Origin of the sequence: Halomonas eurihalina (assembly GCF_008274785.1) — a bacterium.
GTDB classification, from domain to species: domain Bacteria; phylum Pseudomonadota; class Gammaproteobacteria; order Pseudomonadales; family Halomonadaceae; genus Halomonas; species Halomonas eurihalina.
Genome location: NZ_VTPU01000011.1, coordinates 117,463 through 132,337 on the forward strand (window position 1 = coordinate 117,463; position 14,875 = coordinate 132,337).

The 14,875-nt window shown below is 61.8% G+C and carries 10 protein-coding genes, 4 tRNA genes and 1 rRNA gene; all 15 read right to left on the minus strand.

Translation table 11 applies throughout. The annotated features are described in order from the left end of the window. Nucleotides 1-137 precede the first annotated feature (137 nt). The gene (gene rpoC / locus FZZ93_RS12355; RefSeq protein WP_149322625.1) at nt 138-4,355 is read right to left on the minus strand and encodes a DNA-directed RNA polymerase subunit beta'; all 4,218 of its coding nucleotides are present in this window, start codon (nt 4,353-4,355) and stop codon (nt 138-140) included. 86 nt (nt 4,356-4,441) lie between these two features. After that, on the minus strand, nt 4,442-8,521 hold the full coding sequence (gene rpoB / locus FZZ93_RS12360; protein WP_149322626.1) for a DNA-directed RNA polymerase subunit beta: 4,080 nt from the start codon (nt 8,519-8,521) through the stop codon (nt 4,442-4,444). 232 nt (nt 8,522-8,753) lie between these two features. After that, nucleotides 8,754-9,128, minus strand: coding sequence for a 50S ribosomal protein L7/L12 (rplL, locus tag FZZ93_RS12365; RefSeq protein WP_149322627.1), 375 nt, complete (start codon nt 9,126-9,128; stop codon nt 8,754-8,756). Nucleotides 9,129-9,217: 89 nt separating this feature from the next. Beyond that, nucleotides 9,218-9,721 carry a 50S ribosomal protein L10 gene (rplJ, locus tag FZZ93_RS12370; RefSeq protein ID WP_013330984.1) on the minus strand — a complete coding sequence of 168 codons (504 nt, stop codon included), beginning with the start codon at nt 9,719-9,721 and terminating at the stop codon, nt 9,218-9,220. A 259-nt stretch (nt 9,722-9,980) separates the two neighbouring features. Further along, nucleotides 9,981-10,673, minus strand: a complete 693-nt coding sequence (rplA, locus tag FZZ93_RS12375) for a 50S ribosomal protein L1 (RefSeq protein ID WP_149322628.1) — start codon at nt 10,671-10,673, stop codon at nt 9,981-9,983. Between the two features lie 2 nt (nt 10,674-10,675). After that, nucleotides 10,676-11,107, minus strand: a complete 432-nt coding sequence (rplK, locus tag FZZ93_RS12380) for a 50S ribosomal protein L11 (RefSeq protein WP_149322629.1) — start codon at nt 11,105-11,107, stop codon at nt 10,676-10,678. Nucleotides 11,108-11,189: 82 nt separating this feature from the next. Further along, complete coding sequence (nusG, locus tag FZZ93_RS12385) at nt 11,190-11,723, minus strand: transcription termination/antitermination protein NusG (protein ID WP_149322630.1); 534 nt, start codon at nt 11,721-11,723, stop codon at nt 11,190-11,192. A gap of 8 nt (nt 11,724-11,731) precedes the next feature. Further along, a complete protein-coding gene (gene secE, locus FZZ93_RS12390; RefSeq protein WP_149322631.1) occupies nt 11,732-12,100 on the minus strand; it encodes a preprotein translocase subunit SecE in 369 nt (122 codons plus the stop codon). 72 nt (nt 12,101-12,172) lie between these two features. Continuing rightward, nucleotides 12,173-12,248, minus strand: a tRNA-Trp gene (locus FZZ93_RS12395). 146 nt (nt 12,249-12,394) lie between these two features. After that, nucleotides 12,395-12,469, minus strand: a tRNA-Thr gene (locus tag FZZ93_RS12400). A gap of 29 nt (nt 12,470-12,498) precedes the next feature. Then, a tRNA-Gly gene (locus tag FZZ93_RS12405) sits at nt 12,499-12,572 on the minus strand. Between the two features lie 47 nt (nt 12,573-12,619). Continuing rightward, nucleotides 12,620-12,703: transfer RNA gene (locus FZZ93_RS12410), tRNA-Tyr, on the minus strand. Between the two features lie 116 nt (nt 12,704-12,819). Next, nucleotides 12,820-13,659, minus strand: coding sequence for a type III pantothenate kinase (locus FZZ93_RS12415; RefSeq protein WP_149322632.1), 840 nt, complete (start codon nt 13,657-13,659; stop codon nt 12,820-12,822). Beyond that, nucleotides 13,656-14,639, minus strand: coding sequence for a biotin--[acetyl-CoA-carboxylase] ligase (locus FZZ93_RS12420; RefSeq protein WP_149322633.1), 984 nt, complete (start codon nt 14,637-14,639; stop codon nt 13,656-13,658). Before FZZ93_RS12420 ends, FZZ93_RS12415 begins: the two co-directional genes overlap by 4 nt. 160 nt (nt 14,640-14,799) lie before the next feature. Further along, nucleotides 14,800-14,875, minus strand: a 5S ribosomal RNA gene (gene rrf, locus FZZ93_RS18780); the annotation flags it as partial.

Here is a 14,875-nt window from a genome sequence, read left to right on the forward strand (position 1 = left end):
TTCGCTTCCTGTCTAGCGCACTTTATCAATGGTGCGAGCGCACCCGCCCCACTGTTAAAGGCTGCGCATTCTAATGGCTGATGCCACCATCCGTCAAGCGTGGCGCCCGTCACCCGGGCGCCACGCCAGTGGTTGCATCAGATATCGTCGTCGTCCGAATCCAGGGCAGTGAGCTGGGCGCCCAGTTCCTGCTCGACGTCCTGGGCGGACGGATGGAGCATGCGCTCGGTATCCTCCCGCTTGCGACGACGCTCGGCGTGGTGCGTCAAGCCAGTACCGGCCGGGATCAAGCGACCCACCACCACGTTCTCCTTCAGGCCACGCAGGTAATCGCGCTTGCCAGTAACCGCCGCCTCGGTCAGCACTCGCGTGGTCTCCTGGAAGGAGGCCGCAGAGATGAACGACTCGGTGGCCAGGCTGGCCTTGGTGATGCCCAGCAGCAGACGCTGGTACTTGGCCGGGAACTTGTCCTCGTTCACCAGGCGGGCATTCTCTTCGAGCACACGCACCAGTTCGGCCTGATCGCCGGGGATGAACTCGGAATCGCCAGCGTCCGTGATCTCCACCTTGCGCAGCATCTGACGCACGATCACTTCGATGTGCTTGTCGTTGATGCCCACGCCTTGCAGACGATAGACATCCTGCACCTCGGCGGTGATGTACTTGGCCAACTCGGCGATGCCCAGCAGACGCAGGATGTCGTGCGGGTTGCTCGGGCCGTCGGAGATCACCTCGCCCTTCTCGACGGTCTCACCTTCGAAGACCGCGATCTGGCGCCATTTCGGAATCAGCATCTCGAACGGATCGCCATCCGCAGGCGTGATCGTCAAGCGACGCTTGCCCTTGGTCTCCTTGCCGAAGCTGATCACGCCACTGATTTCAGCGAGGATCGCCGATTCCTTGGGCTTGCGTGCCTCGAACAGGTCGGCAACGCGCGGCAGACCACCCGTGATGTCCTTGTTACCGGTCGCCTCGACCGGGATACGGGCCACGACCTCACCGACACCGATGTGCGTGCCGTTGTCCACGGTCACCACCGCCTTGCCGGGCAGCAGGTACTGTACCGGGGTATCGGTGCCGCTCACCGTCACCGGCTTGCCGGCTTCGTCGGCGAGCAGGATCATCGGGCGCTTGTCGCGGCCAGCCATCGGACGTGCCGCCGATTCGATGACCTCGATGGAGGACAGGCCGGTCATCTCGTCCACACTACGGTGGATGGTGACGCCCTCGTCCATATCGGCGTACTGCACCTGACCTGCAGCCTCGGCGACGATCGGGTGGGTGTGCGGATCCCACTTGGCCACGGCCTGGCCGGCCTCGACCTCGTCGCCGTCCTTGACCGACAGCTCGGCACCATAGGGCAGCTTGTAGTACTCGCGTTCGCGACCATGCCCATCGGCAACGGCCAGGGCACTGGAGCGCGAGACCACGACCAGCTTGCCATCGGCACGCTCGACGTACTTGATGTTGTGCAGTCGCGCCTTGCCGCCATGCTTGACCTGAACGCTGTCCACCGCGGAGGCACGAGAGGCCGCACCACCGATGTGGAAGGTCCGCATGGTCAGCTGGGTACCCGGCTCGCCGATCGACTGAGCGGCGATGACACCCACCGACTCACCGACATTGACCTGGTGGCCCCGCGCCAGATCACGACCATAGCAGGACGAGCACACGCCATGCGGCGTCTGGCAGGTGATGGCGCTGCGCACCACGATCTCGTCGACACCCATGGTGTCGAGTTCGGCGCACCACTTCTCGTCGAGCAGGGTGCCACGCGGAATCAGCAATTCTTCGGTATTCGGGTCAACGACGTCCTGAGCGACCACGCGGCCCAGCACACGCTGTGCCAGCGAGACGATGATGTCACCGCCTTCGATGACCGGGTGCAGGGTCAGGCCGTTCTCGGTCCCACAGTCAGTCTCGGTGATGACCATGTCCTGCGCCACATCGACCAGGCGACGGGTCAGGTAACCGGAGTTGGCGGTCTTCAACGCCGTATCCGCCAGACCCTTACGCGCCCCGTGGGTCGAGATGAAGTACTGCAGGACGTTCAGGCCTTCACGGAAGTTGGCGACGATCGGTGTTTCGATGATCGATCCATCCGGCTTGGCCATCAGGCCACGCATGCCGGCCAGCTGGCGAATCTGCGCCGCGCTACCACGGGCGCCAGAGTCAGCCATGATGAAGACGCTATTGAAGGAGTCCTGCTCGACCTCGTTACCCTCGCGGTCGATCACGTTCTCCTTGGAGATACCGGCCATCATCGCCTTGGCGACCTGGTCGTTGGCCCGCGCCCAGATATCGATGACCTTGTTGTACTTCTCGCCTGCGGTCACCAGACCGGAGGAGAACTGGTCCTCGATTTCCTTGACCTCTTCCTCGGCGCCCTCGACGATCTCGGCCTTGGCATCCGGGATGACGAAGTCATTGACGCCGATCGAGGCACCGGACCAGGTGGCCATACGGAAGCCGGTATACATCAACTGGTCGGCGAAGATCACCGCGGACTTCAGGCCGGCACGACGATAGACCTCGTTGATCAGCTTCGAGATGGCCTTCTTCTTCATCGGCTGGTCGACCAGCGAGAAAGGCGCACCCTCCGGCAGGATACGGTACAGCAGCGCACGACCCACGGTGGTGTCGTAGAGCTTGCGGCTGTAGGTCTTCTCGCCGCCCTCTTCCTCGATGATGATCTCGTCGAGGCGCACCTTGACGCGGGCATGCAGAGAAACGCTCTGGGTCCCGAACGCACGCTCGACCTCATCCAGGCCGGAGAACACCATCCCCTCGCCCTTGGCGTTGATGCGCTCGCGGGTCATGTAGTAGAGACCCAACACCACGTCCTGGGACGGCACGATGATCGGCTCGCCGTTGGCCGGTGACAGCACGTTGTTGGTGGCCATCATCAGCGCCCGCGACTCGAGCTGGGCTTCCAGGGTCAGCGGCACGTGAACCGCCATCTGGTCACCGTCGAAGTCAGCGTTGTAGGCGGCACAGACCAGCGGGTGCAGCTGGATCGCCTTGCCTTCGATCAACAGCGGCTCGAAGGCCTGGATGCCGAGACGGTGCAAGGTCGGCGCCCGGTTGAGCAGCACCGGATGCTCGCGGATGACCTCGGCGAGAATGTCCCAGACCTCGGGCAGCTCGCGCTCGACCATCTTCTTGGCGGCCTTGATAGTGGACGCCTGGCCGTTGTGCTGCAGCTTGGAATAGATGAACGGCTTGAACAGCTCCAGCGCCATCTTCTTCGGCAAGCCGCACTGGTGCAGACGCAGGGTCGGCCCCACGGTGATCACCGAGCGGCCGGAATAGTCGACACGCTTGCCGAGCAGGTTCTGGCGGAAACGCCCCTGCTTGCCCTTGATCATGTCGGCCAGCGACTTCAACGGACGCTTGTTGGAACCGGTGATGGCACGACCGCGACGACCGTTGTCGAGCAGCGCATCGACCGCTTCCTGCAGCATGCGCTTCTCGTTGCGCACGATGATGTCCGGCGCATTGAGGTCGAGCAGACGCTTGAGGCGGTTGTTGCGGTTGATCACGCGACGGTAGAGATCGTTGAGATCCGAGGTCGCGAAACGACCACCGTCCAGCGGCACCAGCGGACGCAGGTCCGGCGGCAGCACCGGCAGTACTTCCATGATCATCCAGGCCGGATCGTTGCCGGATCCCTGGAAAGCTTCCAGCAGCTTGAGGCGCTTGGAGAGCTTCTTGATCTTGGTCTCGGAATTGGTCTGCGGAATTTCCTCGCGCAGACGCTCGATCTCTTCCTCGAGATCGATGTCCTTGAGCATGGCCTGCACCGCCTCGGCCCCCATGCGGGCGTCGAAGTCGTCGCCGAACTCTTCGAGGGCCTCGAAATACTGCTCGTCATTGAGCAGCTGGCCGCGCTCGAGAGTGGTCATGCCCGGATCGACGACCATGAAGCTCTCGAAATAGAGCACGCGCTCGATGTCGCGCAGGGTCATGTCGAGGAACATGCCGATACGCGACGGCAGTGACTTCAAGAACCAGATGTGAGCGACGGGGCTCGCCAGCTCGATATGGCCCATCCGCTCACGACGCACGGCGGCCTTGGTGACCTCGACGCCGCACTTCTCGCAGATGATGCCACGGTGCTTCATGCGCTTGTACTTGCCGCACAGGCACTCGTAATCCTTCACCGGACCGAAGATCTTGGCACAGAACAGGCCATCACGTTCCGGCTTGAAGGTACGGTAGTTGATCGTTTCGGGCTTCTTGACCTCGCCGAAGGACCAGCTGCGGATCATGTCCGGCGATGCCAGGGTAATCTTGATCGCGTCGAACTCGTCGGACTGAGACTGCGATTTGAGGACTTTCACCAAATCTTTCATGGGTCGGCTCCGTTGCGGAGTTGTCATGGGCGGGGGCGCGCACGCCCCCGCGGACCGTCATACTGCGAAGCGCCGTTACGGCAGCCTCAGCTCTCCAGTTCGATGTCGATGCCCAGCGAGCGGATTTCCTTCACCAATACGTTGAAGGATTCCGGCATGCCCGCCTGCATGGCATGGTCGCCATCCACGATGCTCTTGTACATCTTGGTCCGCCCTTCCACATCATCGGACTTGACGGTGAGCATCTCCTGGAGCGTGTAGGCCGCGCCGTAGGCCTCCAGGGCCCAGACCTCCATCTCCCCGAAACGCTGGCCGCCGAACTGGGCCTTACCGCCCAGTGGCTGCTGGGTGACCAGCGAGTAGGAACCGGTGGAGCGCGCATGCATCTTGTCATCCACCAGGTGGTTGAGCTTGAGCATGTACATGTAGCCCACGGTGACCGGTCGATCGAAGGCTTCGCCGGTCCGGCCATCGTAGAGCGTCATCTGACCGGACTCCGGCAGACCGCCCAGGTCCAGCAGGTGCTTGATTTCGTGCTCGCGGGCACCATCGAAGACCGGCGTGGCCATGGGCACGCCCGCCTTGAGGTTCTTCGCCAGTGCGATGACTTCGTCATCGGACAGCGAATCCAGCTCCTCGACCCGGGTGCTACTGGCAGTATTGTAGACCTGCCCCAGGAACTCACGGATCTCACCGACCTGCTGGTCACGAGCGTCACGCAACATCTGCTCGATCCTGACGCCGAGACCTCGTGCCGCCATACCCAGGTGCGTCTCGAGAATCTGGCCGACGTTCATCCGTGACGGCACACCCAGCGGGTTGAGAATCAGGTCGATGGACTCGCCGTTGTCATCGAACGGCATGTCTTCGATCGGCATGATGGCCGAGATGACACCCTTGTTGCCGTGACGACCCGCCATCTTGTCACCCGGCTGCATGCGGCGCTTCACGGCCAGGTAGACCTTGACGATCTTCAGCACACCCGGCGCCAGGTCGTCGCCCTGAGTGAGCTTGCGCTTCTTGTCCTCGAAACGCTCGTCCATCTCCTTGCGACGAGTCTCGAGCTGCTCGTCGGCCTGAGCCAGCAGTTCGTTGAGCGACTCATCCTGCATGCGCAGCTTGAACCACTGCTGACGCGGCAGCTCCTCGAGGTACTCGTCGGAGAGCACGTCGCCCTTCTTGAGCTTGGGCCCACCGTTGACGGCCTGACCGGACAGGGTCCGCTTAAGGCGCTCGAAGGTGGCATCCTCGGCGATGCGATAGGTCTCCTGGAGATCCTTGCGCACTTCATCAAGCTGCATCTGCTCGATGGCGAGCGCACGGGAATCCTTCTCCACGCCATCGCGGGTGAACACCTGAACGTCGATAACCGTGCCCTTCATGCCGGTCGGCGCGCGCAGTGAGGTGTCCTTCACGTCAGACGCCTTCTCGCCGAAGATCGCACGCAGCAGCTTTTCTTCCGGCGTCAGCTGGGTCTCGCCCTTGGGCGTGACCTTGCCGACCAGGATATCCCCCGGGCCGACCTCGGCCCCGATATAGACGACACCGGCCTCATCCAGCTTGGACAGCGCGGACTCACCGACATTGGGAATATCCGAGGAGATCTCCTCGGCACCCAGCTTGGTATCGCGGGAGACGCAGGTCAGCTCCTGGATGTGGATGGACGTGAAACGGTCCTCCTGGACGGCCCGCTCGGAGAGCAGGATGGAGTCCTCGAAGTTGTAGCCGTTCCACGGCATGAAGGCGATGCGCATGTTCTGGCCAAGCGCCAGGTCGCCCATGTCGACGGACGGACCGTCGGCCAGGATATCGCCACGTGCCACCGAATCCCCTGTATGCACGATCGGACGCTGGTTCTGACACGTATTCTGGTTGGAACGCAGGTACTTGGTCAGGTTGTAGATATCGACGCCGGCCTCGCCGCCGATGATCTCGTCCTCGTTGACGCGCACCACGATACGCTTGGCGTCGACCGAGTCGATCACCCCGCCGCGACGCGCCACGGCGCAAACGCCGGAGTCACGGGCCACGAAGCGCTCCATGCCAGTACCCACCAGCGGCTTTTCGGCACGCAGGGTCGGCACGGCCTGACGCTGCATGTTCGCCCCCATCAAGGCACGGTTGGCGTCATCGTGCTCGAGGAAGGGAATCAGCGCCGCCGCCACGGAAACCACCTGGCGCGGAGAGACGTCCATCAGGGTGACCTGCTCGGGACGCATGAAGGTCGTCTCGCCCTTGTGACGGACCTGCACCAGGTCGTCGACCAGGCGATTGGCCTCATCCACGGTCGCCGAGGCCTGGGCGATAACGAAGTCACCTTCCTCGATGGCCGAGAGGTGAACCACATCATCGGTCACCAGACCATCCGTCACCTTGCGATACGGCGTCTCGAGGAAGCCATAGCTGTTGGTATGGCTGTAGGTGGCCAGGGAGTTGATCAGGCCGATGTTCGGGCCTTCCGGCGTTTCGATCGGGCACAGGCGACCATAGTGGGTCGCGTGCACGTCGCGTACCTCGAAGCCGGCCCGCTCGCGGGTCAGGCCGCCCGGGCCGAGGGCGGAGACACGACGCTTGTGGGTCACCTCGGACAGCGGGTTGTTCTGGTCCATGAACTGCGAGAGCTGGCTGGAACCGAAGAACTCCTTGACCGCCGCCGCGACCGGCTTGGCGTTGATCAGGTCCTGCGGCATCAGGCCTTCGCTCTCGGCCATGGAGAGGCGCTCCTTGACCGCACGCTCGACCCGCACTAGGCCGACGCGGAACTGGTTCTCGGCCATCTCACCAACACAGCGAATGCGGCGGTTGCCCAGGTGGTCGATGTCATCGACATCACCGAAGCCGTTACGGATGCTGATCAATTCGCCCAGCACATCGAGGATATCGCGCTGATCGAGCACCCCGGAACCGGTGTCGGAATCGCGACGCAGGCGCCGATTGAACTTCATGCGACCGACGCCAGAGAGGTCGTAGCGGTCCTCGGTGAAGAACAGGTTGTTGAACAGCGTCTCGGCGGCCTCCTTGGTGGGCGGCTCGCCGGGGCGCATCATGCGATAGATCTCGACCAGCGCCTCGAGCTGGGAACCGGTAGTATCCAGCCTGAGCGTATCGGAGATGAAGGGACCGCAATCGAGATCGTTGGTATAGAGCGTCTCGATGGTGGTGATGCCGGCCTGCCCCAGACCTTCCAGCAACTCGGGCGTGATCGCGGCGTTGCACGGACAGATCAGCTCGCCCGTGTTCGGGTTGATCTGATCCTTCGCCAGAGTCTTGCCGAACAGGTAATCCATCGGCACTTCGAGGCGCTCCAGCCCAGTCTTCTCGAGCTGGCGAATGTGCTTCTGGGTAATGCGGCGGCCTTCTTCGACGATGACATTGCCGTCACCATCCTTGATGTCGAAGGTCGCGGTTTCGCCACGCAGGCGTGACGGCACCAGATCCACGGAGAAGCCGGACTTCTCGATGTGGAAGGTGCTGGTCTCGAAGAACTCGTCGAGGATCTCCTCGGCGCTCATGCCCAGCGCACGCATCAACACGGTCGCCGGCAGCTTGCGACGACGGTCAATACGCACGAAGACGTTGTCCTTGGGATCGAACTCGAAGTCCAGCCAGGAGCCACGATAGGGAATGACTCGGGCGGAATACAGCAGCTTGCCGGACGAGTGGCTCTTGCCCTTGTCATGGTCGAAGAATACACCCGGGCTGCGGTGCAGCTGCGAGACGATGACGCGCTCGGTACCGTTGATGACGAAGGTACCGTTCTCAGTCATCAGGGGGATTTCCCCCATGTAGACTTCCTGCTCCTTGATGTCCTTGATCGCCTTGTTCGACGAATCCTTGTCGTAGATGATCAGGCGAACCTTGACACGCAAGGGAGCCGAGTAGGTGACGCCACGCAGTTGACATTCCTTGACGTCGAACGCCGGCGTGCCAAAACGGTAGCTGACGTATTCCAGAGCGGCGTTGCCGGAAAAGCTCTCGATCGGGAAGACCGAGCGGAAGGCGGCATGCAGGCCGACGTCGAGACGTTCTTCAGGTGAGCGATCCTGCTGGAGAAAGTCGTAATAGGAATCAAGCTGGATGGCCAGCAGGTAAGGCACATCCATCACTTGGGGCAGTTTGCCGAAATCCTTGCGGATGCGTTTTTTCTCAGTGTATGAGTAAGCCATCTGTATTCCCCAGCTTGTTCACCATGGGTGACCGATGCGTGTCGGCGCCACCCGACGGGGTCGGCTCCGTCAGGCGCTGACGGCGAGCCCCCGGAAGAGGCTCGCCATCGGAATTCGGCCAACCGGCGCCCTTAAGGGCTACCGGCTAGCGACAACAGAAAAAGGCCGGCAGCGGGTGTACCGCCACCAGCCGTACAAGCTTACGCCGCGCGTGAAGCCATAGGCACAAGGGTTACTTGAGCTCCACGGACGCGCCGGCTTCTTCCAGCTTGGTCTTGGCTTCTTCGGCATCTTCCTTGGACATGCCTTCTTTCAGGGTAGCCGGCACACCGTCGACGGCGCCCTTGGCTTCCTTCAGGCCCAGACCGGTGATCTCGCGGACGGCCTTGATGACGTTGACCTTCTTCTCGCCGGCGCCAGTCAGCACCAGGTCGAACTCGGTCTGCTCTTCAGCGGCTTCGCCTTCGCCACCAGCACCCGGGCCGGCCACGACAGCGGCAGCGGCGGACACGCCGAACTTCTCTTCCATCGCCTCGATCAGCTCGACGACTTCCATCACGGACATGTCAGCGACGGCGTTGATGATGTCTTCTTTGGTCAGTGCCATTTTCACGTTCCTAACTTTGCGGGAGTCTCGGTAGTCCGACGACTCGATGATTCAATGTTCGATTCGCATGACGGGCCTGGGCGCGTCGCTCAGGCAGCTTCTTCCTGCTTCTGGTCACGCAGCGCGGCAAGTGTACGAACCAGCTTGCCAGCGGACGCTTCCTTCATGACGGACATCAGCTTGGCGATGGCCTCGTCATGAGTCGGCAGGGTTGCCAGTCGATCCAGGTCGCTTGCCGGGATGAACTCGCCTTCGTAAGCCAGCGCCTTGACTTCGAATTCCTTCTCCGTCTTGCCGAACTCCTTGAACAAACGGGCAGCGGCGCCCGGATGATCGGTGGAGAAGGCCAACAGAGTCGGACCCACGAAGCTTTCATTCAGGCACTCCCACTGAGTGCCCTCCAGGGCGCGGCGTGCCAGGGTGTTGCGCACAACACGGATCTGCACGCCATTCTCGCGAGCCTGCTTGCGCAGGTCGGTCATCTTATCGACCGAGACACCACGAGAATCGGCAACAACGACGGAGAGAGCATCCTTGGCCGCTTCACTGACCTCGGCAACAATCGCTTTCTTGCCTTCGAGTGCTAGTGGCACAGTGATCACTCCTTCGTGCCGGAACCTCACAAGAGCATTCCGGTGGTTACCATCTCCCCCACCGCAAACGGCAGGGGTCCTGGGTGATGGTGCTCACCAGACATCTGGCGGCCACACCATCTGCGCAGGCCTCCCTCCCGGGGATGATTAAGCCGCCTCGCGTGAAGGCGGCACCTGCGGTCTTTGACGGTGCCCCGCCGGCTCTTGTCGAAACAACGCACGGGGACCGCAAAGTTACTTGCCTTTTACGTTCCGCGATTCAGACCAGCGCGGAATGGTCGACTGTCACGCCCGGGCCCATGGTGGTGGACAGGGAGATCTTCTTGAAATACACACCCTTGGACGTGCTCGGCTTGAGCTTCTTCAGGTCGGCGATCAGCGCTTCCAGGTTGCCCTGAATAGCGGAGGCGTCGAAGTCGACCTTGCCCAGCGTGGTGTGGATGATGCCGTTCTTGTCGGTACGGAAGCGCACCTGGCCGGCCTTGGCGTTCTTGACCGCCGTGGCGACGTCAGGCGTCACGGTGCCGACCTTGGGGTTCGGCATCAGGCCACGCGGACCGAGAATCTGGCCCAGTTGGCCGACGACACGCATGGCGTCCGGCGAGGCGATGACCACGTCGAAGTCGAGCTGGCCTTTCTTGACCTGCTCGGCCAGGTCGTCCATGCCGATGATATCGGCACCGGCTTCCTTGGCAGCGTCGGCGTTGGCGCCCTGGGTGAAGACGGCAACACGCACGTCCTTGCCAGTGCCATTGGGCATGACGGTGGCGCCACGCACGACCTGGTCGGATTTACGCGGATCGACACCCAGATTGATGGCGACGTCGACGGATTCCTTGAACTTCACAGTAGACAGTTCGGAAAGCAGATCGACGGCCTCGTTCAGGCTGTACGCCTTGTTCGGGTCGACCTTTTCACGGAACAGCTTTGCACGCTTGGTCAGCTTAGCCATGATCAGAGACCCTCCACGTTCAGGCCCATGCTACGGGCGCTACCAGCAATGGTACGCACCGCGGCGTCGAGATCGGCAGCTGTCAGATCCGGCTCCTTGGCCTGGGCAATCTCTTCGAGCTGCTCGCGGGTCACGGTACCGACCTTGTTCTTGTTCGGCTCGCCAGAGCCGGACTTGATACCAGCCGCCTTCTTCAGCAGGACCGCCGCGGGCGGGGTCTTGGTGACGAAGGTGAAGCTGCGGTCGGAATACACGGTAATGACAACCGGCGTCGGCAGCCCCGGCTCAAGGTTCTGCGTTTCGGCGTTGAAGGCCTTGCAGAATTCCATGATATTGACGCCGTGCTGACCCAGCGCGGGGCCCACGGGGGGGCTCGGGTTGGCCTTACCAGCTGCAACCTGCAGCTTGATGTAAGCCTGTACTTTCTTGGCCATGATTGACTCCAGTTGGGTAGTAGCGCCTTGCGGCTCCCCGGGTTAAGCGGCCACTTCGGCGGCCGCCACATTCATGCTCGGGTCACTCTTTCTCGACCTGAGCGAACTCCAATTCGACAGGCGTGGAACGGCCGAAAATCAACACGCTGACCTGCAAGCGGCTCTTGTCGTAGTTGACTTCCTCGACCACGCCATTGAAATCGGCGAAAGGCCCGTCGATGACGCGCACCGACTGCCCCGGCTCGAACATGGTCTTGGGCCGCGGCTGTTCGGTGCCTTCCCTGACGTGACTGAGAATGGCGTCCGCCTCACGCTGTGTGATCGGTGCCGGCTTCTCCTTGGTACCGCCGATGAACCCCATGACACGCGGGGTCTCATTGACCAGATGCCAAGTCTCATCGGCCATTTCCATCTCGACCAGCACATAGCCGGGATAGAACTTGCGCTCGCTCTTGCGGCGCTTGCCGTCACGCACTTCGACGACTTCTTCGGTCGGCACCAGGATCTCGCCAAAGAGGTCCTCCATGCCATACAGCTTCACGCGCTCGGTGAGCGAGCGCATGACATGCTTCTCGAAGCCGGAATAGGCGTGTACGACGTACCAACGCTTGGACATGCGGACTCCTAACCAATGACGCCGGACATCGCCCAGCCAAGAAGCGTGTCGATGAGCCACAACACCAGCCCCACCACCAGGACAGCAACCAGCACGATGGCGGTCGTCTGAATGGTTTCGGGACGAGTCGGCCAGACAACGCGCTGAATCTCCTTCTTCGCATTGCGCGCCAACTCGAGCAGCTCGCGACCCTTCGCGGTGGTCAATGCCACCAGCGCCGCCACCACGCTGAGCGCGACGACACCGAGCACACGATAAAGTATCGCCATGTCGGCAAAGTACGTATTGCCGACCACGGCCAGAACCAACAGAATGACGACAACCGCCCACTTGAGCCCGTCGTGGCGCGACTCCTGCACCTCGGCGTTATGTTTCATGACCACGAGACTCCTCAGGGGCAGCAATCGAAAACAAGACAGTATACGGGATATTGCCAGCCTGGGGAAGGCTGGCAGGCCAGGAGGGACTCGAACCCCCAACCTGCGGTTTTGGAGACCGCTGCTCTGCCAATTGAGCCACTGGCCTGTATGCCTTCAAGACCCGCCTTTGCAGCGGCGCCTGAGCGACAGCGGGCGCCATGATAGCGAAAGCTTTCTCGCCTGGCAACCCCTTCCGACACGCTCGCTTTCGGAAGAAAAAGAAAAGGCGAGCTTTCGCTCGCCTTTTCGCAATGGAGCTCATGGACGGATTTGAACCGTCGACCTCACCCTTACCAAGGGTGTGCTCTACCCCTGAGCTACATGAGCACAACAACCGGCATTCACATACCAGAAACTGGAGCGGGCAGCGGGGATCGAACCCGCATCATCAGCTTGGAAGGCTGAGGTTCTACCATTGAACTATGCCCGCCTGCCCAACTCTCGCGCCATTCTCGCCAGGCGAGCACGGCAAAAACCTGGTGGAGGGGGAAGGATTCGAACCTTCGAAGCTTTCGCGGCAGATTTACAGTCTGCTCCCTTTGGCCACTCGGGAACCCCTCCAACTGGCGGAGCATTTTACAGCTCCAGGTTTCGGTGTCAAGTGATTGTTTTCTCAATCATCCTGACAGGGCATCCTCGTCAAAACGGGCTACCGCTCCGGAACGCGACGCATTCTGTCAAAGCAGCATGGAGAATGCAAGGCCAGCGCGAATCTTTTCCAGTGATACCGGTCGCGGCACCCCCGGCGCCCCCGACATCCGGCCGGCACGCTCTGCCGCCGTCAATGGGAAGCAGGCCTCGAGGCCGCCATAAACCATGTCAGGCCACACAGCATGCGGGGCCTGAATACCTCGAGATACCACCCGCGCATCGCCTCCGGTCACCAGAAGAGGCAAAGCGATACCCTGCTGATCGCACACCTCACTGTAGATGCGGTTCACCGCACTAACCGCTGCCATGTAGATACCGTGATTGACAGCCTCGACAGTACGCACCCCCGGCTCCAGGAGCCCTTCAGCCTCGCTGTCCGGATCGATGGCCACATTCCGGGTGCCGAGCTTGAGACTCTCCTTCATCAGACGCAATCCCGGCAGGATATAGCCCCCGAGGTGCCGACCACCGGGCAGCACGAAGTCCATAGTGATGGCGCTGCCACAATCCACCGAACAGCACCCACCTGCCAGTTGATAACCCGCCAGCACTCCCATCCAGCGATCGACGCCCAGTCGCGCCGGCTCCTCATAGCCATTGGTCACCCCCAGGGCCTCCGGCGTGGAGCGGGCAACATGAACACCGCCCACCCGGTGTCGCAACAGGCTCACCGTCCGGGCGAGCACCGCTTGACGGGCCACACTGGAGATGCGCACCGACTCGACGACATCCAGGTCAGGAATATCTGCCCCCGGGCGCCACTCTTCACGGGTCCAGACCGCCCCTCGGGAACGTATTTCACTGCTGTCGGCATCCTTGAGCCGCCATTTCGACAGCGTGTTCCCGATATCCAGGTCGAGAATCATACACGCCCCCGCACGCTGATCTCTCCCCCGGACAACTTCCAACTCCTCGAAGGCTGCCTGACCCATAGGTTACCCGACGCATCCACTTGCTCTGCGACAGCAGTCTCACGCCGGTCGCCCTGGATGACATCCACCTCTTGGCCGGCAAAGGCGTGACGCGCGTTCCACTCTGCCTGCCAGCTCGCAAACCCTGAATGCTCGAAGCCAGCCAGTAGCGGCATCAGACGAGCCAGCAACTCGATGGCCAGCTGATTGCGAGCAAGATCCGGGGCCTGATCCCGCACCGCCGACACCGGCTGCTCTATCCCTTCCCGGAACGCGGCAGACAAGTCGACATTGATACCGATCCCCACCACGACCTCGCAAGGCCCTGCCGCATCCCCGCTCATTTCCACCAGGATACCGGCCAGCTTGCCAAGCTCGCCTTCCTCGTTCTCCAGCAGCACATCATTGGGCCACTTGAGCAGCGGCTTTACACTATGCGACTCCAGCACCTGGGACAACACGACCCCCACAGCCAGGCTCAACCCCTCCAGAGCAGCGACGCCGGACTCAAAGCGCCACCCCACCGACAGCATCAGCGTGCGCCCCCAGGGCGTCACCCAGGCCCGCCCTCGGCGCCCCTTGCCAGCACTCTGCTGCTCGACCAGGCAGACCTCGCCATGGCCAGCCCCCTGCCCAAAACGATCCCGGAGGAACTGGTTGCTCGAGGGCAGCACCTCCTCAACGAACAATCGAGTAACACAGCGTCGGGCCTCTCTCGGCAAGCCTGCCACGATGGCACTGCCATCGAGCAACTCCAGGGGCTCGGCAAGGCGATACCCCTGCCCCTTCACCGCCTCCATGGGAATGCCTAGCGACTCGAGTTTACGCAACTGTTTCCAGACTGCCGCACGAGAAACACCCAGCCGCTCTCCAAGCTGTTCGCCGGAATGAAACTCGCCATCGCTCAGCAAGCGGATCAGGTCTCCGATGGTCATGCACAAGCCCCAACCAAGGAAAACCCATATTCTATCGGAACAGGCCAAGCGCCGGAAATTCGCCTTATCGCTACCCGAACCATGACACCCCGCTCAGACCTTTCTTCCAGACATGAAAAAACCCCGACTTCAGTGAAGTCGGGGTTTTCTCGGGATAGATGCCTGACGATGACCTACTCTCGCATGGGAACTCCCACACTACCATCGGCGCTGAGCGGTTTCACTGCTGAGTTCGG